Annotated in this window: 18 protein-coding genes and 1 pseudogene; 5 read left to right on the forward strand and 14 right to left on the reverse strand. The window is 43.3% G+C overall.

Annotated elements, in window-relative coordinates; all coding sequences use genetic code 11:
• Positions 1–116: 116 nt before the first annotated feature.
• Positions 117–1,689 (forward strand): annotated as a pseudogene (locus NST57_RS09860) (MDR family MFS transporter).
• Here the strand turns inward: NST57_RS09860 and NST57_RS09865 are convergent.
• The 5 genes from NST57_RS09865 to NST57_RS09885 all read right to left on the reverse strand — a co-directional run bounded on the left by NST57_RS09865 (position 1,678) and on the right by NST57_RS09885 (position 6,272).
• Entirely contained in the window at positions 1,678–2,547 is an 870-nt protein-coding gene (locus NST57_RS09865) for a class II fructose-bisphosphate aldolase (RefSeq protein WP_341298473.1), read from the reverse strand. The pseudogene NST57_RS09860 and the gene NST57_RS09865 sit on opposite strands and share 12 nt — an antisense overlap.
• Before the next feature lie 2 nt (positions 2,548–2,549).
• On the reverse strand, positions 2,550–3,008 hold the full coding sequence (locus NST57_RS09870; RefSeq protein WP_142155215.1) for a fructose PTS transporter subunit IIA: 459 nt from the start codon (positions 3,006–3,008) through the stop codon (positions 2,550–2,552).
• A gap of 14 nt (positions 3,009–3,022) precedes the next feature.
• Positions 3,023–4,438: a PTS fructose transporter subunit IIC gene (locus tag NST57_RS09875; RefSeq protein WP_341298474.1), complete on the reverse strand. Its 1,416-nt coding sequence runs from the start codon at positions 4,436–4,438 to the stop codon at positions 3,023–3,025.
• A 12-nt stretch (positions 4,439–4,450) separates the two neighbouring features.
• On the reverse strand, positions 4,451–5,365 hold the full coding sequence (gene pfkB / locus NST57_RS09880) for a 1-phosphofructokinase (RefSeq protein WP_341298475.1): 915 nt from the start codon (positions 5,363–5,365) through the stop codon (positions 4,451–4,453).
• A 130-nt stretch (positions 5,366–5,495) separates the two neighbouring features.
• Positions 5,496–6,272: a MurR/RpiR family transcriptional regulator gene (locus tag NST57_RS09885; protein WP_341298476.1), complete on the reverse strand. Its 777-nt coding sequence runs from the start codon at positions 6,270–6,272 to the stop codon at positions 5,496–5,498.
• A gap of 160 nt (positions 6,273–6,432) precedes the next feature.
• On the opposite strand from NST57_RS09885, the gene NST57_RS09890 reads away from it, so the two are divergent.
• Positions 6,433–7,839 (forward strand): phospholipase D-like domain-containing protein, encoded by a 1,407-nt coding sequence (locus NST57_RS09890; RefSeq protein WP_341298477.1) that lies wholly within the window; start codon positions 6,433–6,435, stop codon positions 7,837–7,839.
• A gap of 11 nt (positions 7,840–7,850) precedes the next feature.
• On the opposite strand, the gene NST57_RS09895 is transcribed toward NST57_RS09890, so the two are convergent.
• The 3 genes from NST57_RS09895 to NST57_RS09905 are packed head-to-tail and all read right to left on the reverse strand — an operon-like array spanning position 7,851 to position 9,483.
• Complete coding sequence (locus NST57_RS09895; RefSeq protein WP_142155219.1) at positions 7,851–8,336, reverse strand: DMT family transporter; 486 nt, start codon at positions 8,334–8,336, stop codon at positions 7,851–7,853.
• Between the two features lie 21 nt (positions 8,337–8,357).
• Positions 8,358–9,044, reverse strand: a complete 687-nt coding sequence (locus NST57_RS09900) for a Crp/Fnr family transcriptional regulator (RefSeq protein ID WP_341298478.1) — start codon at positions 9,042–9,044, stop codon at positions 8,358–8,360.
• A 13-nt stretch (positions 9,045–9,057) separates the two neighbouring features.
• A complete protein-coding gene (locus tag NST57_RS09905) occupies positions 9,058–9,483 on the reverse strand; it encodes a DMT family transporter (RefSeq protein WP_341298479.1) in 426 nt (141 codons plus the stop codon).
• A 212-nt stretch (positions 9,484–9,695) separates the two neighbouring features.
• Here NST57_RS09905 and NST57_RS09910 point away from each other — a divergent pair, with 212 nt between their 5' ends.
• From NST57_RS09910 to cysI, 3 genes are all read left to right on the forward strand, one after another.
• A complete protein-coding gene (locus NST57_RS09910; protein WP_142155221.1) occupies positions 9,696–11,123 on the forward strand; it encodes an aldehyde dehydrogenase family protein in 1,428 nt (475 codons plus the stop codon).
• 213 nt (positions 11,124–11,336) lie between these two features.
• Positions 11,337–13,148, forward strand: a complete 1,812-nt coding sequence (locus tag NST57_RS09915; RefSeq protein ID WP_341298480.1) for an assimilatory sulfite reductase (NADPH) flavoprotein subunit — start codon at positions 11,337–11,339, stop codon at positions 13,146–13,148.
• Between the two features lie 33 nt (positions 13,149–13,181).
• Positions 13,182–14,900, forward strand: a complete 1,719-nt coding sequence (gene cysI, locus NST57_RS09920) for an assimilatory sulfite reductase (NADPH) hemoprotein subunit (protein WP_341298481.1) — start codon at positions 13,182–13,184, stop codon at positions 14,898–14,900.
• Positions 14,901–15,122: 222 nt separating this feature from the next.
• Here cysI and NST57_RS09925 read toward each other — a convergent pair whose 3' ends face one another.
• From NST57_RS09925 to NST57_RS09950, 6 genes are read right to left on the reverse strand one after another with little or no spacing between them, the layout of a single operon-like run.
• A complete protein-coding gene (locus NST57_RS09925) occupies positions 15,123–17,057 on the reverse strand; it encodes an AMP-binding protein (protein WP_341298482.1) in 1,935 nt (644 codons plus the stop codon).
• 14 nt (positions 17,058–17,071) lie between these two features.
• Complete coding sequence (locus tag NST57_RS09930) at positions 17,072–18,595, reverse strand: acyl-CoA carboxylase subunit beta (protein WP_341298483.1); 1,524 nt, start codon at positions 18,593–18,595, stop codon at positions 17,072–17,074.
• An 18-nt stretch (positions 18,596–18,613) separates the two neighbouring features.
• Positions 18,614–19,396: an enoyl-CoA hydratase gene (locus tag NST57_RS09935; RefSeq protein WP_341298484.1), complete on the reverse strand. Its 783-nt coding sequence runs from the start codon at positions 19,394–19,396 to the stop codon at positions 18,614–18,616.
• A gap of 15 nt (positions 19,397–19,411) precedes the next feature.
• The gene (locus NST57_RS09940; protein WP_142155227.1) at positions 19,412–20,317 is read right to left on the reverse strand and encodes a hydroxymethylglutaryl-CoA lyase; all 906 of its coding nucleotides are present in this window, start codon (positions 20,315–20,317) and stop codon (positions 19,412–19,414) included.
• 12 nt (positions 20,318–20,329) lie between these two features.
• Positions 20,330–20,545, reverse strand: a complete 216-nt coding sequence (locus NST57_RS09945; RefSeq protein WP_017367387.1) for an acetyl-CoA carboxylase biotin carboxyl carrier protein subunit — start codon at positions 20,543–20,545, stop codon at positions 20,330–20,332.
• Complete coding sequence (locus NST57_RS09950) at positions 20,542–21,891, reverse strand: acetyl-CoA carboxylase biotin carboxylase subunit (protein WP_341298485.1); 1,350 nt, start codon at positions 21,889–21,891, stop codon at positions 20,542–20,544. Before NST57_RS09950 ends, NST57_RS09945 begins: the two co-directional genes overlap by 4 nt.
• Between the last annotated feature and the right edge of the window lie 7 nt (positions 21,892–21,898).

Genomic DNA, 21,898 nt, shown 5'->3' on the forward strand with positions numbered 1-21,898 from the left:
GTTCTCCTCCCTTTAAAATCAATTTATCTTGATCATCAAGATAAATGTTCTCTTACTTTATCATTAACTTGATCATAGCAAAAATAAGAAGAGAACGTAAGCAGGAGGTAAATGAAATGAATCATGTGGATAAAGGCAAGGCATCCACTCGCTTTGTTGTCATCGGGTTGCTGTTAGGGATTTTTATGGCAGCGATGGACAACACCATTGTCGCAACAGCAATGGGAAGCATCGTCGCCGATTTGGGCAGTTTTGATAAATTTGCTTGGGTGACTGCTTCTTACATGGTGGCAGTGATGGCCGGTATGCCGATTTATGGAAAGCTTTCAGATATGTATGGTCGAAAGCGTTTTTTTCTGTTTGGACTTATTTTCTTTTTAATTGGATCTGCGCTGTGCGGCATCGCACAAACAATGGATCAGCTCATTATTTACCGTGCGATTCAAGGACTTGGAGGCGGTGCTCTTCTTCCGATCGCTTTCACAATTATCTTTGATATCTTCCCGCCAGAAAAGCGCGGGAAAATGTCCGGTATGTTTGGTGCAGTTTTTGGTCTATCCAGTGTATTAGGCCCGCTGTTAGGAGCGATTATTACGGATTCGATCGGCTGGCATTGGGTGTTTTATATTAACGTACCAATCGGTATTGTCAGTGTGTTCTTGATCGCCAAATTTTATCAAGAATCGCTCGAGCATCGCAAGCAGAAAATTGACTGGTCAGGTGCCATTACACTTGTCGTTGCGGTTGTCAGTTTAATGTTCGCCCTTGAGCTTGGCGGTAAATCGTATGCATGGGATTCTGTTCAAATCTTGACACTATTTGCTGTGTTTGTTGTCTTCGGAACCATCTTCTTCATTGTTGAACGAAAGGCCGAAGAACCGATTATTTCTTTTTGGATGTTTAAAAATCGTTTGTTTGCGACATCTCAAATTTTGGCGTTTTTATATGGCGGGACGTTTATTATCCTAGCTGTCTTCATTCCTATCTTCGTCCAGGCGGTGTACGGTGAATCTGCGACAAGTGCAGGGTTCATTTTAACACCGATGATGATCGGGTCCGTGATTGGCAGTATGATTGGCGGAACGATGCAGACGAAAGTACCTTTTAGACGATTAATGACGATCTCTGTGATTTCATTTTTTGCTGGGATGCTGCTGCTTGCCAATATGTCGCCAGATACAGCAAGATTGTGGCTTACGCTCTTTATGATGATTTCAGGTTTTGGCGTTGGATTTAGCTTCTCCCTTCTGCCATCTGCTTCAATGAATGATCTCTCTCCGCGCTACCGCGGCAGTGCTAATTCTACCAATTCGTTCATGAGATCACTTGGGATGACTTTAGGTGTGACGATTTTTGGAACGATACAAACCAATGTCCTGACAAATCGTTTAGCAGATGCTTTTAGCGGAATGAAAGGAGCTTCATCTCAAGTTGGTGATCCGCAAGCCATTTTTCAAGAGGGGGCACGCTCACAAATTCCGCCTGATATTTTAAATAAAGTGATTGATGCGATGTCACAAAGTATTACGTATGTATTTATGATTGCTTTATTCCCGATTGCACTTGCGGCGATTACGGTCATATTTATGGGAAATGCACGAGTACGTACATCAAATGAAATGAAAGAAAGCGAATAATGTGAAAAAAGCAGAGCGATGTGGCTCTGCTTTTTTCACATTATTGATATAAAGGTTGGGCTTTTCCTTCACTGCCAACGATCTTTATTTTAGATGTGACCATGTCTTTGGCTGCTTGTTTTGCTTTTTGTAAATACATACGCGGATCTAAGCTTTCAGGTTCGTTTGAGAAATGATCACGAATCGCTTCAGAGTATGCATTTTTCAGTTCAGTGGACACATTGACCTTTGCCATACCGAGTGCAACACATCTTTTGACATCCTCATCTGGTACAGCTGAACCACCATGAAGGACAAGCGGCACATCGACAAGCGCTGCAATTTGTTCAATGCGGTCAAAGTCGATATCCGGTACCCCTTTATAGATGCCGTGGGCCGTGCCGATCGCAGGTGCTAAAGTAGGTACACCAGTTTCTTCTACAAATTGACGGCATTCTGATGGAATGGCTTTTTGAGCATCCTTTTCATCAACGACGATATCATCTTCGACACCGCCTACCTTGCCTAACTCGGCTTCTACATTCACCCCTACTTTTAATGCGAGGTCCACAACTTCTTTTGTGCGGCGAACATTTTCTTCATATGAATGCATCGATGCATCGATCATGACGGATGTATATCCCGCTCGAATACATGTGAGAATTACATCAAAATCAGTGCAATGATCGAGATGAAGGCCGATTGGTATTTGGTATTGATCCGCTGCCGCCTTCACTGTATCTGCAATGGCTTTTGCGCCAAGCGATTGGACCGTTCCAACCGTTGTTTGCAAAATGACAGGTGACTTTAATTCAGCTGCCGTTTCGAGTACCCAGTAAATACTATCAAAGGAATGTACATTGAATGCGACAATTCCGTATTTTTCTTTTTTTGCTACTTCAAGCATGGGTGTTGTTGAAAGTAAAGACATGGTCAAACATCCTCTCTCGTCAAAATATCTGTTTTTAATAAAGTGAGCATTTCTTCATTTGTTCTTGTTTCGAGCAGTTTTTGTCGTTTCGTTTCATCCATTAATCCGCGTGAAAGAGCAGAAAGTGCTTGTAAATGAGTGGTTCCTGCTTCACTTTTTGGAATGAGTAAGGATAAGAAGAAAAAGCAAGGCTTTCCATCAAAAGCGTCCCATTCGATTCCGGTTTCTGTACGGACGATGACGAGTGCCGGTTTTGTGATGGCGTCTGACTGTGTATGCGGAATGGCAAATCCATCTTGAAAGCCAGTTGTACTAAGAGCTTCTCTTTCAGCGAGTCCTTTTTTGACAGCCTCAGGAGATGTACAAATCCCTGCTTCAGAGGCAATGTCAGCTATGGCTGCGAAAACGCCAGCCTGTGAAGAAGCCGTTTCATGTAGATTCATATAAATATGTTCCATCATTTCTCTTCCTCCTATTAAACTGCGGGTTTGTCTATTTTCTTGCGGTAAAGTCCGTATAGAATGGCACCTACAAGTGATCCGATCAGTATGGAAAGTACCCACTGGAATGCGCCTGTGACGACTGGAAGAACAAGGAATCCGCCATGCGGAGCTGGAACCTGTACGCCAAAGAGATACGTCAATATAGCAGAGATGGCGGAACCAAACATGATAATTGGCAGGACAACAACCGGGTTTTTGGCCGCAAATGGGATGGCCCCTTCTGTTATATGTGTCGCTCCTAGAATATAGTTGATGGCCCCTGCATTTCGTTCCTGCGGTGTAAAATGTTTTCGGAAAATCGTTGTGGCAATCGCTATGATAAGCGGCGGTGTGATACATGCTGCTGACACACCTGCCATGAAGTAAAGGTTACCTTCTGCGAGTAAAGCCGTTCCTGTGACATAGGCTGCTTTGTTAAAAGGTCCTCCCATATCAAATCCACACATTGCTCCAACAATTAAACCTAAGAGCAGTGGATTCGTGGATTGAACTGCTGAGAGAAAATCCATTAATGAATTATTTAGCCCTGTGATTGGAACTAATAACGGTGTCATCACAGCCCCAATTAAGAAAATACCAATGACAGGATAGATAAAAATTGATTTTAATCCGTCAAGTGATGCAGGTAATTTTTGAAGCAGGAATTGAAGAAGTACGATGATATACCCTGCTGCAAAACCTGCGATAATACCACCTAAGAATCCAGCGCCTCCATCGTTTGCAAGCAGGCCACCGATAAATCCGACAACCATCCCTGGGCGTTTGGCGATTGAATCAGCGATAAATGCTGCTAAAATAGGCACCATTAAGCTAAAGCCGAGCCCGCCAATGCTTTTCAAGTAGGCAGCAAACGGATGATACGTTTCATGCTGCGGATCAGCAGAATAGATACCGAATAAGAAAGAAATGGCAATTAAGACCCCGCCTCCAACGACAAACGGCAGCATGTGTGATACACCGTTCATTAAATGTTTGTAGATGGTGTGTACCCACTTATTGGCGGACTTTTGTTGAGCTGATGAAGGCGCAGATGTTTTTTCTGTTCCAGAAGCTCTTCCTTTCACTTGGTGAACGGGTGCTTCTCCATTGATAATGCCTTGAATCAGTTCATTTGGTGTGCGGATACCCTTTGCTACAGGAACTTCAATCAGTGGTTTGCCGTGAAAACGATCTGTATTCACATCTTTGTCAGCTGCGACAATGACCCCATCGGCCTCCAAGATGTCTTGATCCGTTAAAGCGTTTTCAATTCCTACTTGACCATGCGTTTCAACTTTGATGTCGACCCCTAATTGCTCAGCTGCGATTTTTAATGCCTCAGCTGCCATAAATGTGTGCGCAATGCCTGTTGGACAGCCAGTGGCAGCGACAATTTTCTTGCGGCTCATGTGAACTCCCCCTTATATGTTCTGAATGTGTATTTGCTCAATTAATGAATCAATGTCATATAAATCACTTAACCCTTTAGAAAAAGCGGTAGATGCCCCTGTTGCAATGCCGTAGCGTAAGCATTCTTCATGAGGTTGTCCTTCCAGCTGTTTACTTAGAAATGCAGCGAGCATGGCATCACCAGAACAAGCCGTGTTTACGACCGTTCCTATCGGTGCATTTCCTTTTAATACGGCTTCGTTTGTGAGGAGTAGTGCTCCTTCTCCTCCTCGAGAAATGAGTACTTGCTCTGCACCCATCTCGATCAGCTTTCGTCCTGATTCAACGAGTTCTGTTTCTGATAAACGGTGGGTTTTTCCAAAAAATGCGGCAATCTCTTCTTCATTTGGTTTTAGTAAATATGGTTTGTACTGAAGAGTCTCTAAAACCGCTTTAGAGCTTGTGTCTAAAATAAATTTCACGTTGTTTTGATGACAAATAGCGGCTATCTCTGAGAAAATGCTGGCAGGGACGCCTTTAGGCAGACTACCTGACATAATGAAGATGCTGCCTTTTGGAATGGCTAACATTTTCTCGCGAAAGGCATCAAGCGCTTTTGCCTCAATAGCAGGTCCTTGATTCACAAGCTTGTATTCTTCCGTTGTGTTAATAAATACATTAATGCGTGTAATCCCATCCACTGGGATAAAATCGGTTTGAATGGAGAGATCTTTTAACGATTGTTCAATATATGAACCTGAAAACCCAGCAATAAATCCTAATGCAGTGCTGGTGAAGCCATATTTCTTTAGCATAATGGACACATTAACACCTTTTCCATTCGGCTGATAATCCTCATCTTCCGTGCGGTTAACTGTATCTGCCCGCATTTCTTTTAATGCAATATATAGGTCAATAGCAGGATTTAAGGTGCAGGTATAAATCAATTGGTTTCACCTTCTTTCTTTTCTCTAAAGAAAGTATCTCATACGATTCAGTGAAAATGTTTTCAGATTGTGTAAAGGTTTTCACGGTAAAAAGCCCCCCATCATAAAGTGTGGAAGGCTTTTTGAGTATTTATTTCATCCGAATCACATAGGCGTCTAGTAAAATACGGGCAATGACATGAAGCGACAGGCGGGACCTGACTTCATAATCTGGGAAGAATGATTGTTCCCCTTTATATCCGACGAGTGTCATATCTGATATTTTACTTAATGTAGAATCAATTCTAGTTGTGATCGTAATGGTCGTGACTTGCTTCATACTGAGGTTTTGGCACGCTTCTACTAGTTCCGACGTTTCTCCATTTAATGAAACAAAGATGGCAAGTTCATTTTTATCAATGTCACGCGATTTGAGCCGAATGATATTCGGGTCGTCATGAACTTCACATGTTTTTCCGATGAGCTGCAATTTGATGGTCATCTCTTTGGCGATCATCTCTGAAAAGCCTCTGCCAAAAATATAAATTTTGTCCGCATCATGGATCTTTTGAACCGCATCCTCAATTTGCCCAATACTTTGCAGTTGAATCGTCTTTAAAACCTCTTCTTCATTTTTTCGAATGGCAAGTTTGATGTCTTCATCAATATTTTTTAGTTGATCACTATCATCTGTCATTTTCTTTTCTTGTTTCAATCGATATTTAAAGGATGTATAGCCATTGTATCCGATTTTCTTCATCAGTCTGACAATGGTCGCTGTCGACACGTTGGCTCTTTCACTTAATGTGACGATGGATAAGGTGGAGATATCCTCTAAATGCTGGTGAATATAATGCAGTAAATAACGTTCTGTTTCACTTAACGTTTGGTACACATCACTTGGTATATTAAATAATGGTTCATTCAATGCGATTCCCCCTTACTCATTTCATACTATAATTAAATGCCCTATGAAAACAAGGTGATTCTTTTATCCTGTATTTTTTATTAGAAAGCTGGATGAGTGAAATTTTGTTTTTAACATAAGCTAACAAAAAGAACGGTTTGTGTGAAAGGAGTTGATCACTGTGCTTCAATTCTTGTTTTTTCTGATCCTTTTATATGTGGTGTATGTATTTTTGACCGCATTTGTCTTGTTTTATTTACCGTTTCAAAAAACATGTAAAGAACATTGCATCTATAAAGCTTCTTCCATCTCAGGAGACGACCAAGGCATAAATCAAGTCTTGCTGCTTGATGACGGGTTTGAATCAGGTCAAGTGAGAGTTCAAATGATTCGCGAGGCTAAAAAGAACATTCGTTTGAGTTATTATTCCATTCAAAAAGGAAAAACCGCCGAATGGGTGCTTGGTGCTTTAATTGAAGCGGCTGATCGAGGAGTAAAAGTTCAGCTGTTGTTAGATGGCATTTGCCATAGCCTGCGTGGACCACTGAAGCATTTGCGTTATGCTGTGGCGAATCACCCGAATATGGCCATTCGTTTTTATGAGCCTTTTCGCTTGTTCAAGCCGTGGACGTGGCATAACCGCCTTCACGATAAGCTCCTTTTGGCAGATGGCAGGGTCGCTGTCATGGGCGGCAGAAATATTGGTGATAAATACTTTGCAGATCAGCCGCCGAAAGACTTTGCATATGACCGAGATGTGCTGCTGTACAACGCCAAAAAGGGAAAAGTATTAGATGAAATGGAGCAGTATTTCGTTTATTTATGGAATCATGATTTTACGAAAAGAACGAAAGATGTATTTTCCAAGGCAAAAGCGAAAAAAGGAAAAAAGCTAAGAAAACAGCTGCTTAGATCTTATCAGGAAGCCATTCGCACAAAAGAACCCTTTGTCACGTCCACATATGATTGGGCAAAAGACGCCATTCGTGCAAAACAGATTGCATTTTTTACAAATCCAGTGGAGCGCTTAAATAAACGTCCACTCGTCTTGAAAAAGTTAAACGATCTCGCTCAGCGGTCAAAGCGTTCTATTCTTATCCAGACGCCTTATGTCATACCGACACGGCCAATGAAAGACGGACTCACGCCATTACCTAGTGGTATTCAAACAACGATCGTGACGAACTCCCTTACAGCGACACCAAATCCATTAGCATTTGCAGGATATTTAAGCACGAAAAAAGAACTGATGAAAACGGGTGTTCATTTGTATGAATATCAAGGTCCTTATTCAATTCACGCCAAATCAATGGTCATTGATGATAACTTAAGTATTATTGGAACATATAATCTAGATGCAAGATCCAGCTTTTTAAATACTGAATCGATTTTGGTGATTGATAGTGCACCATTTGCATCATCTCTTACAGAAGCAATCGAACGGAAAGTCGCTTATAGTGTTCTCGTAGCAAAAGATCGAACAGAATATAAAGCAAGCGACTATGGACAGAAAAAAAAGCCTTTCATGAAAAGGCTCCTTTTAACTGGTTTATCTACAATCACAGTTTTATGGCGGCGGTTGATTTAAATAAAGGGCAGCTACTTTTGTGGCAGCCCTTTTTCTTGAGACTGCCCCTCTTCTACTGGTTCAAGCTTGGTTAATTTAAATACGAGGATTCCTGCCACGATGACAAGTACACCTAATAATTTTGTAAAAGAAAATGTTACTTTTTCTAACCCAAGCCAGCCAAGCGAATCAAATAGAAGCGCACAACCTAGCTGAGAGGTGAGAACAATCGAGATTCCATAAGTGGGACCGAGTCGTTTGATGCTCTGAACAAGACAGATGACAACGCCTACCCCAATGGCACCGCTTATCCAATACCAGGCTTCCATATGCCTTAATTGAAACATGCCGGTTCCTTCTAATAAGAGACCCATCAAAAGTGAAGCGATAAAGCCCATTCCTAGAACTAGCGTCGTTGTTGACCAAGAGCCTGTATGTTCATTGACTTTACTATTAAAAATGATTTGTAAGCTGACAAGTGCCCCAGCAATGACAGCTAATAATATTCCTATAATCATATATAAGTCCCTTCGTTTCTTCTATTCATAAATGTTGTGCTCTGCTATTTCTAAAAGCCTTTTTTGATCACAAATCGTAATCTTTCCTCTTCGTCTTTCGATCAGCCCTTTTTCTTGGAACTGCTGAATGACCCGATTAATATGTCGGTAGCTCGTTCCAATTAAGCTCGCTGCATCCGTGAGGCGAAGCGGCCGCGCGCGCGCGTCATCATCACCTGTTAAAACAGACAATAAATAGCTTGCAAGCCTGACCTCTACGGGATATAAAAGGTGAAAGCTTAAATCATTTGATTTAGTATAAAATTTGTTTGTGATGCCCTTAAGCAAAAAGGCTAAAACTCGAGGATCGTCCTTTGCATGCCGCATAAGGGCTTGATGAGAAATCCTCAGCATATGTACTTCTGTGACGGCTTCGACTGTATTCACCATATCTGTCTGCTGAACGTATTCAATATCTCCAATCGCTTCAAGAGGGTTTTTAAAGCAAAGAATAAACGTTTTTCCTTCCTTTGTGGTGGTGAAAATCTTTAATTTTCCTTTCACGAGCAAGTACATATACTCCCTTTTATCCCCTTTTGAACAAATCAGCTCACCTTGCTGATAGCGCCACAAGCTCACATGTGAGATGAGTCTTTGATGAAAGACATTCTGTAATTGATGCATCTTCATATAAGAGGAAAAAAGAGATTCATCATGCAGCTCCTCCATCTGATGCCCTCCTTTATAGTTTTAAGATGATGACGCCTGCAATCATTAAAAAGATGCCTGCATAATGAGGCCATTTCATTTTTTTCTTCTGAACACCAAACCATCCTTTTGAATCGATGGCAAAGGTAAACGCAAGCTGTGCGATGAGTAAAGCAGCGATCGTAAGTGTTACACCAATGATTTGAATGGCAGTGACCTCATTAAAGATAATAATGGCTGCAAAGGCACCGCCAATTAAATAAAGAGGCTGCACTTTTTTATATTCCTTAAAGTGGCCATCTCGTACGATGAGTAAAATGACGAGAGAGATGATAAACCCTGTCAGCTGCGTGATCGTTGCCGCCTGCCACGTCCCGATATCTTGACTAATTCTGGCGTTGGCTACGCCTTGTAGTGTAATACAAGCGCCGCCTAATAATGCGAAAATAACACCTTTCATTCGTTCAAAAGCTCCTTCTTTTTTCAGTCTAGTTCCATTAAATGATAGATGCCCTCATGTTGAAAAGGACATATGTCCCACTTTGCGTATTATATCAGAAACTTTTTCTCATGCAGTTTCTCCGTTTTAGATTTTTCACAGTGGGTACAGTTTTATATGAGCTGAAAACAGAATATTGGATTGAATCACACATAAAAAGGAGACATGTCAGAATGAGAAATCAAGAGAAACACTTTATTAATGGAGAATGGGTCGCATCAACAGGAAACGAAACAACGGAGGTCATCAACCCTGCGACAGAGGAAGTCATTGGCACCATTAGTTTAGGAACGAAAGAAGATTTAGATCAAGCTGTCAAAGCAGCCCGAGCCGCCTTCCCTTCTTTCTCAAAAACATCTCGAAATGAACGAGTAAAAATGCTAGAAAACATTGTGCGCGGGTACGAAAAACGCAAGGATGAACTTGTAGAAGTGATGACAAAAGAGCTTGGTGCACCGCTGAAAGTGTCCGAAGAAGTTCATTACAAAATGGGCTATGAACATTTTTCTAAAGCAGCAGAAGCACTGAAATCTTATACATTTACCGAAGACCGTGGTGGACATACCATTATAAAAGAAGCGATTGGTGTCAGCGGATTGATTACACCGTGGAACTTCCCAACGAATCAAACATCTCTTAAAATTGCAGGTGCCATTGCGGCAGGTTCACCAGTTGTCCTAAAGCCAGCGGAAATTACCCCTTTTGCTGCGATGATTCTTGCAGAAATTATTGATGAAGCAGGTGTACCGAAAGGAGTCTTCAACTTAGTAAACGGAACGGGTGACGTGATTGGTGACGGCATTAGCTCACATCCTGATATTGACTTCGTTTCATTTACAGGATCAGGTGCCGTCGGCTCTAAAATTATGGAAAACGCAGCGGACAATGTGAAGAAAGTAGCACTTGAGCTTGGCGGAAAATCCCCTCTTATCGTCTTAGACGATGCAGATGTGGACGAAGCAGCAGAAACAGCCATTCATCATATTGCGATGAATACAGGTCAAGTGTGTTCTGCAGCTACACGTGTGCTGATTCCAGAATCAATGAAAGACAAGTTTGAAAAAGCGCTGCTGAACGCCCTGACGAAGTTTACAGTTGGTGATCCGAGAGAAGATCACGCTACTGGCCCGCTTGTTTCTAAAAAGCAGTGGGATACGGTGCAATCTTATATTGAAAAAGGAATCGAAGAAGGTGCTACCCTTCTTGCTGGGGGAACTGGAAAGCCAGACGGAATCGATAAAGGATATTTCGCCAAGCATACCATTTTCACCAATGTGAAAAATGATATGACCATTGCGCAAGAAGAAATCTTTGGACCAGTCATGAGTGTGATCACGTATCAAGACCTCGATCATGCCCTTGAGATCGCCAACGATACAGTGTATGGTCTTGCCGGGTATGTTGTTGGTCAAGATGAAAAAACATTAAAATATGTCGCTGAACATATTCGCGCTGGCCAAATCACTATTAACAATGCTGAAACAGATTACTTTGCCCCATTTGGAGGCTTTAAGCAGTCTGGTATCGGAAGAGAATGGGGAGACTTCGGTATCGAGGAATATTTAGAAGTGAAAGCTGTGATGGGACTTCCAACGGTGTAAGTCAGGCGAAAAAGAGGAAAACGGTGATCCGTTTTCCTTTTTTTGTGCCCTCTCTCCTATTCATCCTTGTTTTGTCATTAGAAATCTTAATCATGACAATCAATATTATATATTTTACTTAATGGCAAACTTTCGGTAAAGTTCAAATTAAACCTATATATATAATTCCTATCGAATTAATCTATGTTTATATTCCTTGTGAGGTGGATATTGTTGCAACTTCATGTATTGAACAGTCCGTTTAGCCAGGAGCAGGCAGAGTTACTCAATCAGCTGCTTCCGTCTTTAACAGATCAGCAAAAAATTTGGCTTACTGGTTATTTATCAGCGCAGGCAGCGCTTGCCGGCTCAGAAGCTGTCACTTCGGTGCCTTCTGCCGCAGCATCTGCCCAGCCTGTGAGCAAAGATGTGACCGTGCTTTATGGGTCGCAAACAGGCAATTCCGAAGGATTAGCGAAAAAGACAGCCCAGCATCTTGAAGAGAAAGGTTTTCAAGTGACGCTCTCTTCTATGTCCGATTTTAAACCGAATAATCTGAAAAAAATAAACAATTTACTGGTCATTGTCAGCACACATGGCGAAGGAGATCCGCCGGATAATGCCCTTTCGTTCCATGAATATGTTCACGGCAGACGTGCGCCAAAGCTCGATCATTTAAGCTTTTCTGTCCTTTCATTAGGTGACAGTTCATACGAATTCTTCTGTCAGACAGGAAAAGAATTTGACGAACGCTTTAAAGAGCTTGGCGGTACACGTCTTTATGACCGAGTGGACTGTGACCTTGATTATGATGAGCCGTTTTCAGAATGGCTTCAAGGTGTTGCCTCCTCTTTGAGTGAAGGTGAAGCTGTATCAATTCCGCAAGAATCAGCGGGAGTCAACAATCAAGCCGTTTCTGAATATTCAAGAACGAATCCTTTTTATGCTGAAGTTCTTGAAAATATCAACCTAAATGGGCGTGGATCTAATAAAGAAACACGTCACTTAGAGCTTTCGCTTGAAGGTTCAGGTCTCGTGTATGAGCCAGGTGACAGTCTCGGCATTTACCCGACAAATGATCCTGCACTTGTCGACGAACTGATTCAAACATGCGGGTGGAATGCAGAAGAATCCGTCACCGTTCATAAAAATGGAGACACTCTTCCTTTAAAAGAAGCACTCACCTCGCATTTTGAGATCACGGTGTTAACAAAACCACTTCTACAAAAGATCGCTGAACTGACAAAAAGCGAATCCTTGCATGCCCTTTTAGAAGAAGGAAACGAAGAAAAACTGAAAGAATATATCGCAGGCCGGGACCTAGTAGATGCGGCTCGTGATTTCGGTCCTTTTGAAGGAACCGCCGCAGATTTCACGTCCATTTTAAGAAAAATCCCTGCACGCCTTTATTCCATTGCAAGCAGTCTCAAAGCAAATGACGAAGAGGTTCATTTGACGATAGGGGCTGTCAGATATGATGCGCACGGCAGAGAACGTCAAGGTGTCTGTTCGATTTTATGTGCAGAGCGCCTGCAGCCAGGTGATACGTTACCTGTTTATATTCAGCACAACCAAAACTTTAAGCTTCCTCAAGATCCAGATGCACCGATCATTATGGTAGGACCAGGCACAGGCATCGCCCCTTTCCGTTCATTTATGCAGGAGCGTGAGGAAATGGGTGCAAACGGAAAGTCATGGTTATTCTTCGGGGATCAGCATTTTGTGACGGATTTCTTATACCAAACAGAATGGCAAAAGTGGTTAAAGGATGGCGTCTTAACGAAAATGGACGTGGCTTTTTCAAGAGATACTGAGGAAAAAGTATATGTCCAGCACCAAATGAAGAAACAAAGCAAAGAATTATTTGAATGGCTTGAGCAAGGTGCTTACGTCTATATTTGCGGAGATGAAAAGCATATGGCGCATGATGTCCACAATACCCTTCTATCCATTATTCAAGAAGAAGGTGCGATGAGCAAAGAAAAAGCAGAAAGCTATCTTGCCAACTTACAGCAGCAAAAACGCTATCAGCGTGACGTTTATTGATTTGATGCTTGAAAGAAAGGAGCTTTTACTTACATGGTGAAGACAGCATTAACAGCGCCGGATGGACCTCCGAGCGACGTAGAGGAAATCAAAGAAAAAAGTGATTATTTACGGGGTACGTTAAAAGAAGTGATGCTTGATCCGATTTCAGCGGGAATTCCGGATGATGACAACCGTCTGATGAAGCATCACGGCAGCTATTTACAAGACGATCGTGATCTGAGAAATGAACGACAAAAACAAAAGCTTGAGCCTGCCTATCAATTTATGCTGCGTGTCCGTCTGCCTGGCGGAATCGCCACATCTAAGCAGTGGCTTGTGATGGATGAGCTTGCTCACAAATACGGAAACGGTACGTTAAAGCTGACTACTCGTGAAACCTTTCAGCTTCACGGTATTTTAAAATGGAATATGAAAAAAACCATTCAAGACATTCATTCTACTATGCTTGATACGATCGCAGCTTGCGGCGATGTGAACCGGAATGTCATGTGTACATCAAATCCTTATCAATCAGAAGTGCACCATGACGTGTACGAGCTGGCAAAGAAATTAAGTGATGACTTACTTCCACAAACAAGAGCCTATCATGAGATTTGGCTTGATGAGGAAAAGGTAGTAGCAACACCTGATACTGAGGTTGAACCGATGTATGGTCCGCTTTATTTACCAAGAAAATTTAAGATTGGCGTGGCCGTCCCTCCTGCTAATGACATTGATGTCTTTTCGCAGGATCTAGGCTTCATTGCCATTATCGAAAACGATCAACTGGTCGGTTTTAATGTCGCAATTGGCGGCGGAATGGGTATGACTCATGGTGATACAGCGACTTATCCGCAGCTTGCAAAGGTCATCGGCTTTTGTACACCTGAACAAGTCGTAGAAATTGCCAAACAAGTCATCACCATTCAGCGTGACTACGGAAACCGTTCCGTGCGAAAAAATGCCCGCTTTAAATATACGGTGGACCGCCTTGGTCTTGAGAATGTAAAAGAAGAGCTTGAGCGCCGTCTTGGGTTTACTCTTTTAGAGGCAAAGGATTATCACTTTGATCATAACGGTGACCGTTATGGCTGGGTAAAAGGCATCAATGGCAGATGGCATTATACGATGTTTGTAGAAGGCGGACGCATCACAGATTATGATGATTATCCGCTGATGACAGGCATCCGTGAAATTGCCAAGGTGCATACGGGTGACTTCCGTCTAACCGCCAATCAGAATTTAATCATTGGGAATGTGACAACTCATAAAAAGAAACAAATCGAACAGCTGATTCAAAAGTTTGGTTTATCAGACGGCCAGCAGCACTCCGCCCTGCGCCGCAGCTCAATGGCTTGTGTATCTTTGCCAACTTGCGGTTTAGCGATGGCTGAAGCAGAGCGCTACCTTCCACGATTGATTGATAAAATCGAAGACATCGTTGAAGAAAACGGATTAAGTGATAAAGAAATCACCATTCGAATGACTGGTTGTCCAAATGGTTGTGCTCGTCATGCGCTTGGAGAGATTGGATTTATCGGAAAATCACCTGGTAAGTATAATATGTATCTTGGTGCCGCATTTGATGGCAGCAGATTAAGTAAATTATACCGTGAAAATGTGGGTGAGGAAGACATTTTAAAAGAACTTGGCTCTATTCTCCCCCGCTACGCAAAAGAACGAGAAGAAAATGAACATTTCGGCGATTATGTCATTCGTGCAGGGATTGTGAAAGAGACAACAGATGGAACGAATTTTCATGTGCAATAAAAAGAGACAGGAACCTTCCTGTCTCAGATTGTTGACAAAGGGCTAAAATGAACTTTATTTTAGCCCTTTGTCTTCTTTTCAGCGTGATAGAAAACCTTTGCAGTCTAGGAAGGACGAGCATCGGCGCGGAGCGAATTTGACATTCGTGAGCACCGAAGCGCAGGACTGACACCGAATGCGAGGGTTTGTCTACACGCTGAGACAGGAACCATCCTGTCTTTTTTATTTTTTCTGTTTCTTATTCAAGTATTCGGTCAGACTCTTATATACATCTGGATTGTCTAATGAAGATAGATCTGGTGAAGGCTGCTCTTCAAACGCCCCTTTAAGTAAACGTCGTACGATTTTTCCATTCCTTGTTTTCGGCAAAGCTGAAATGAGATGAACTTCTTTTGGTGTGAGCGCTTTTCCGGCATGTGAACCAACATGGGCTGAAAGCTCTTGGATAAGGGCTGCTTCTTCAAAAGCATGCGGACTGGTCACGATGAAACAGACGAGCGCCTCCCCTTTCACCTCATCCTTTACCCCAATCACAGCCGCTTCATGCACGGCAGGATGCCAGGTAAGGATGGATTCAATTTCAGCTGGCCCGATGCGTTTCCCTGCTGTATTAATGACATCATCCGATCTGCCGGTGATGTGGAATTCTCCGTCCTCTGTTTGCATGACCCAATCTCCGTGTGTCCATACACCATCAAATCGTTTGAAATACGTATCTTCATAACGCTCCGGTTCGTTCCAAAAACCACATGTCATGCCGACCCATGGCTTTTTCACCACAAGCTCCCCTACTTCATTCATCACGCTTTGCCCAGCTTCATTGTATACATCTGCCGCCATTCCTAAGATCGCCGCATTAAAGAGAATCGGTTTGATGGGACGAAGCAGCGTACTGCCTACAATGCCACCAGAAACCTCGGTTCCTCCTGAATAATTTAAGATTGGAATGTTCTTTTGACCAATGGTGTGAAATAACCATTGCCACGGAGCTTCATTCCATGGTTCCCCTGTAGAAATAATGGCTTTGACATGCGATAGCTCGACCCCATCAATCGATTGCTGCATCGCAGAACGAACAAATGTAGGGGAAAGCCCAAAATGAGTGACTTTCTTCTGATGGATGAATGACCAGAGCTGCTGCTCATCTGGATAATCGGGAGCGCCGTCATATAAAACGATGGCAGCTCCATTGATCAAGCCACCAAAGACGAGGAATGGCCCCATCATCCAGCCCATATCAGTCAGCCAAAACAACCGGTCTCCTTTTGCCACATCCATACATAGCCCAGCATCAAAAGCTGCCTTTATCGGAAAGCCTGCGTGTGTATGAACGGCTCCCTTTGGTGTGCCGGTTGTGCCTGACGTATACAAGATCATCAGCGGATCTTCATTTGTGACATAGGTCGCGCCGGTGATCGGCTGTTCTTGTAACAAATCATTCAGCAGGACATCGCCCTGATATCCGGTATGAGAGGAAGTGTGCACAATCACTTTTTGCACAGTTGTTGTTTTATTGATGGCATCCGCCACACATTCCCGCATGTTGATCGTTTTCCCTCGCCTCATCATTTCATTCGCTGTGACGACAATGGATGCGCCTGACGCACGAATGCGTACAGCGAGTGGCTCGCTTCCATAGCCTGAGAAGACTGGGCTGAAAATAACACCAATCTTTGCAAAGGCAAGCATGACGGCGACCGTTTCTGGAAGCATTGGCATATAGATGATGGCTACATCCCCTTTTTGAAGTCCTTCTTTCAAAAAGCCAGCTGCAAGACGGCTCACTTTCTCTTGAAGTTCGAGAAATGACCATTTCTTTTCTTCACCGGCTTCATTGCTCCAAATGATGGCGGGCTGATGCTTCGTCTCTTCTTTTTCTGCCCATTTGTCCACAGCCGTTTCGGTGATGTTAAGTGTGCCGCCCTGATACCATTTCGGCCACATCAATGAGTGGTGACCTAATGCCGCTTCATATGGTTTTTTCCACTGAATGCCAACCGCCTTTTCCGCTTCTCTCCAAAACCAGTCTGTGCGTGCAATACTGGCTTGATAGAATGAGTCATACGTAGAAAAACCAAGAGATTTCATCCACTGATGCAAACGTGTTTTTTGGCTCTGCTTTTCTTCCGGTATCCATTCTGGTTTCAGGTTGATCATGAGGACTGCCCCCTTTAGACCGGATAGACCGGATGTTTTCGTTTCGTAAATGTCATGTCTTTCGATGAATAGGCTAGTAATCTATGACAAAGTTCCGTTCTTAGACGGTCAAATGGGATGACGCCATCGACAATCATTTCAGAGGCAAGCTCATAGATATTCATATCTTCCTGGTATTCCTTCCGTTTCTCTTGTATAAATGAAGCCCTCTCTTCGGGCGGGAGTTCTGCAATTTTATTTGCATAGACGGCATTTACAGCGGCTTCTGGACCCATCACAGCGATTTGCGCCGATGGAAGAGCTAGACAGCAGTCTGGCTCAAAAGCAGGGCCTGCCATTGCATATAATCCTGCTCCGTATGCTTTACGGACGATGACGGATATTTTCGGAACGGTCGCCTCTGACATAGCGGAGATCATTTTTGCCCCATGACGAATAATGCCGGCTTGTTCTACTTTTGTCCCAATCATAAATCCTGGTATGTCCGCAAGAAAGAGCAGCGGGATATGAAAGGCATCACAGAGCTGAATAAACTTGGCGGCTTTATCAGCTGAGTCGTGAAATAATACGCCGCCTTTTACTCTTGGCTGATTGGCAATGAGACCGACAGGCTGATCGTTCATTCTGCCAAAGCCGGTGATTAACTCTGCGGCAAACAGTTTTTTGATTTCAAAAAATGACCCTTCATCAATCAGTAAATCGATGAGTTGATACATATCAAATGGGGTATTCTGGCCTTTAGGAATTAAGTCTTGGATGGTGATGTTAGATGGTTTAGGTGCTTTTGCTGCTGTCATTTTTGGTTTTTCCATATAGTTGGCAGGCATATAGGTTAAATAATCACGTGCAATTTGAATGGCCTCTTCCTCAGTTTTGGCTAATATATCTCCGCATCCAGAAATGCTGCAGTGCATTTTCGCACCGCCCATTTCCTCAAGTGATACTTTTTCACCGATCACCATTTCAGCCATTCGCGGCGACCCTAAATACATAGAGGCATTTCCTTCGACCATGACGACAATGTCACAAAAAGCAGGGATATAGGCACCACCGGCAGCAGAAGGACCGAATAGTAAACAAATTTGAGGAATGCGCCCAGACAGCTTGACTTGGTTATAAAAAATGCGCCCTGCTCCTCTTCTGCCTGGAAACATGGCGATTTGATCGGTGATTCTTGCACCAGCAGAATCGACTAAATACAGCATAGGACAATTGAGCTTCTCGGCCGTTTCTTGAATTCGAATGATTTTTTCTACTGTTTTGACGCCCCACGATCCTGCTTTAACCGTAGAGTCGTTTGCCATGACGCAAACAGTCTGCCCATTCATACGCCCGGTTCCTGTGACGACACCATCTGCTGGTAAATGTTCATCTTTGCACTCTGCAAACATGGCATCTTCAATGAAAGAGTCCTCATCTAATAGCAAATGAAGCCGATCACGGACAAATAATTTTCCTTTTTCTTTGTTTTTTTGATGGTAGCGTTCTGCCCCGCCCTTTTCAATTCGTTGTTTTTTTAATTCATATTCTTCGATCATGACCATTCCCCTTTCTTGCTATTTGCCTCTGTAATGAGGCGTTCGTTTTTCTTGAAAAGCCTTGAGACCTTCTAGTCGATCTTCTGTATGAATTAGCCGAAGATAGGCTTCGTATTCTTTCGTCAGACCTGTTTGTAAATCGTGATCAAGGCTGGATTGAATGGCTTGTTTTGCTTCTTTTAAAGCAATCGGTCCATTTTTGGTGATTTGTTTTGCGAGTGTGATGGCATCATTCATCAGTGAATCGGCTGTAGAGATACGTTCAATCAGCCCGATTTGAACGGCTTCTTCTGCTCGTAAAGAAGTGCCTGTGAAGATCATTTCTTTCGCTTTCCCGGGTCCGATCAGGCGCGAAAGTCTTTGTGTGCCCCCTGCTCCCGGCAGGATAGCTAGTCCTGTTTCCGGCAGGCCGAGCGCTGCACCCGCTCTTGCGATGCGGAGATCACAGGCGAGCGCGAGCTCAAGACCTCCGCCAAGTGCGTGTCCGTTTATCACGGCAATGACAGGAACAGGCAAAGATTCAATGTCTGTAAAGGTTTGCTGAATGGTCAGAACGGCTTCTTTGGCTTCTTGTTCTGTCATCAATCGCCGTTCTTTTAGGTCTGCTCCTGCGCAAAAAACTTTAGCGCCAGCTCCTGTAATAAGCAAACAGCGGATGTTTTCATCATGTTTGATTTCTTGAGTCGTTTGATTGATTTCCTCTAGCATAGCAGCTGAGAGAGCATTGGCTTGCGCTGGTCTATTTAATGTCATGATGCCAATATGATCATCTTGTATTGAAAAATGGATCAATGAAGTCATGTGATTCACCCTTTATCAAGTAGTGTGAGACTGAAAAGCGCGTAAACAGTGACTTGGCAGGGTTCGATCCACTTTTGCTTCAATCCATTCAGCCGCTTTAATCAAGCGAGGGAGGTCGACATTTGTTTCGATCCCGAGTTTGTGAAGCATGTGCACCACGTCTTCTGTCGCCACGTTTCCGCTGGATCCAGGTGCATAAGGACAGCCGCCAAGCCCCCCGCTAGAGGCATCAAATATGGTGATGCCGGCTTTTAATGCTGTATAAATATTGGCAAGCCCCATTCCTTTCGTATCATGAAAATGAAGTGCGATTTTATCAGCAGGAAAGCGTTCAAGTAAAAGGTCTAACCGTCTTTCTACTTGCAGCGGATGGGCTTCCCCAATGGTATCCCCGAGTGATATTTCATCAATGCCGAAGGACAGCAGCTGTTCCATTAATCGCAGCACTTGGTCCATCGGCACTTGTTTTTCATAAGGACATCCAAACACGGTTGAAATATAGGCCCGCGTTTGTCGTCCTTCTGCTTTTAAATCGGCTGTCATTTGTTTGATCACAGGCAGTGTTTCCTGTATAGATCGGTTCATATTCTTTTTGTTATGTGTCTCACTCGATGAGATAAACATAGCCCCTACCTCAAGGTTTGCTTCAAAAAAATGAGCTAATCCTTTTTCATTTGGGATGAGTGCAGCATAGGTGATATCATCTTTTTTGTTTAATGATTGGGCTAATTCTTTGGCGTCTTTTAAAGATGGAACCCATTTTGGATGAACAAATGAGGTAACTTCAATATATGGAAGATGGGCTTCTTCGAGTAAATGGATCCATGTTCGCTTCTCCATTGTGTCCAGCCAAACGGATTCATTTTGCAGGCCATCGCGCGGGCCGACCTCTCTAATGAGTACGTTTTTTGGTAATGCCATGCGGTTTTCCCCCTATTCTGTCAGCTCCAAAAGTACCTCTCCCTCGTCAACAAATTCCCCCTCCGCCTTATACACTTTACTGATCACACCTGCTTCTTCTGCAACAATGGGAATCTCCATTTTCATGGATTCTAAGATGGCGACTTCCTGTCCTTTTTGCACGTCATCACCCTGTTTTACAAGAAGCTTCCATAGGTTTCCGGCCATTTGTATCGTGACAGTTTTCATGAACGGTTTTCCTCCCTTTTTTTCATCAGAAAATCGGTTGTGATCCTGCCATGGAAAAAGGCAGTTGATTCGGCCATTTCTTTTAAAAGCGGCAGATTGGTTCTGATCCCTTCTATTTCATATGCTTGTAATGCTGCTTTTAATCGTTCTATGGCGAGTTTTCGAGTATCACCGTACACAATCATTTTCGCAATCATTGGATCGTAAAATGGGGTAATGACACTTCCGCTCGTTACGCTTGACTCATGACGGATATATGGGGCATCAGGTGTAGAAAGCCGAGTGATCGTGCCTGGCGAAGGGTAAAATGTCACAGGGTCTTCAGCGTAAATTCTAACTTCAATCGCGTGCCCAATTTGATGAATATCCTCTTGGCTGAAAGACAGGGGCTCTAATGCTGCAATTTTTAGCTGCTCCTCGACAAGGTCAATCCCCGTAATTTCTTCAGTGACAGGGTGTTCTACTTGCAATCTCGTATTCATTTCTAAGAAATAAAATTGCTGGTTTTGATCGACTAAACATTCAATCGTGCCCGCATTTTCATACCCAATCGCTTTGGCAGCTTTGACGGCCATCTGTCCCATTTGCTGTCTCACAGTTTCTTCAAGACAGACGGCTGGTGCCTCTTCAACAATTTTCTGATGTCTTCTTTGGAGTGAACAATCTCTTTCAAATAAGTGAACGCCGTGACCGAACGAATCAAAAAGAACTTGAATTTCGATGTGCCGTGCGTGTTCAATCACCTTCTCCATGTATAAAGTACCGTCTTGAAAGAAGCTTTGTGCCCTTTTTTGATTTCCTTCAAACGCTCGATGCAGCTCTTCGTCGTTGCGGACGAGCTGCATACCAATCCCGCCGCCGCCGCTCGATGCTTTTAGCATAATGGGATAGCCGAGTGTCTGTGCTTTATAAACCCCTTCGTCTGCATCATGGAGCGGGGCTGAAACACCAGGAACGATTGGGATGCCCGCTTGTTCCATCGTTTTTCTCGCTTCAATTTTATTTCCCATCTGCTGAATGACTTGTGAAGATGGTCCAATAAAGGCAATGCCTTCGCTCCGGCAGCGTTCAGCAAATGCCGCATTTTCTGATAAAAGACCATAACCCGGGTGGATGGCATCTGTATTTGTTTGTTTGGCAATCTTGATGATTGCTTCCATGTTTAAATAGCTTTCAGATACTTTAGCGCCGCCGATATAATAGGCGCTGTCTGCTTCTTGCACATGAAGTGCATGCTGATCAGCCTCTGAATAAACGGCAACGGTTTTGATTCCGAGCCGTTTACATGTCCGAATCACTCTACGGGCAATTTCGCCTCGATTGGCGATCAATACTTGTTGAAACATCGCTGCC

Source organism: Bacillus sp. FSL M8-0077, assembly GCF_038050255.1.
In the GTDB taxonomy this organism is placed as follows: domain Bacteria; phylum Bacillota; class Bacilli; order Bacillales; family Bacillaceae; genus Bacillus; species Bacillus altitudinis.

What these genes read in the sequence shown, in the direction of transcription:
- NST57_RS09905 (WP_341298479.1), bottom strand. Translation starts at nt 9,483, where the DNA reads ATGAAAGGTGTTATTTTCGCATTATTAGGCGGCGCTTGTATTACACTA.
- NST57_RS09950 (WP_341298485.1), bottom strand. Translation starts at nt 21,891, where the DNA reads ATGTTTCAACAAGTATTGATCGCCAATCGAGGCGAAATTGCCCGTAGA.
- NST57_RS09945 (WP_017367387.1), bottom strand. Translation starts at nt 20,545, where the DNA reads ATGAAAACTGTCACGATACAAATGGCCGGAAACCTATGGAAGCTTCTT.
- NST57_RS09870 (WP_142155215.1), bottom strand. Translation starts at nt 3,008, where the DNA reads ATGATGGAACATATTTATATGAATCTACATGAAACGGCTTCTTCACAG.
- NST57_RS09940 (WP_142155227.1), bottom strand. Translation starts at nt 20,317, where the DNA reads ATGGCATTACCAAAAAACGTACTCATTAGAGAGGTCGGCCCGCGCGAT.
- NST57_RS09900 (WP_341298478.1), bottom strand. Translation starts at nt 9,044, where the DNA reads ATGGAGGAGCTGCATGATGAATCTCTTTTTTCCTCTTATATGAAGATG.
- NST57_RS09895 (WP_142155219.1), bottom strand. Translation starts at nt 8,336, where the DNA reads ATGATTATAGGAATATTATTAGCTGTCATTGCTGGGGCACTTGTCAGC.
- NST57_RS09930 (WP_341298483.1), bottom strand. Translation starts at nt 18,595, where the DNA reads ATGATCGAAGAATATGAATTAAAAAAACAACGAATTGAAAAGGGCGGG.
- NST57_RS09935 (WP_341298484.1), bottom strand. Translation starts at nt 19,396, where the DNA reads ATGACTTCATTGATCCATTTTTCAATACAAGATGATCATATTGGCATC.
- NST57_RS09910 (WP_142155221.1), top strand. Translation starts at nt 9,696, where the DNA reads ATGAGAAATCAAGAGAAACACTTTATTAATGGAGAATGGGTCGCATCA.
- NST57_RS09865 (WP_341298473.1), bottom strand. Translation starts at nt 2,547, where the DNA reads ATGTCTTTACTTTCAACAACACCCATGCTTGAAGTAGCAAAAAAAGAA.
- cysI (WP_341298481.1), top strand. Translation starts at nt 13,182, where the DNA reads ATGGTGAAGACAGCATTAACAGCGCCGGATGGACCTCCGAGCGACGTA.
- NST57_RS09875 (WP_341298474.1), bottom strand. Translation starts at nt 4,438, where the DNA reads ATGAGCCGCAAGAAAATTGTCGCTGCCACTGGCTGTCCAACAGGCATT.
- NST57_RS09925 (WP_341298482.1), bottom strand. Translation starts at nt 17,057, where the DNA reads ATGATCAACCTGAAACCAGAATGGATACCGGAAGAAAAGCAGAGCCAA.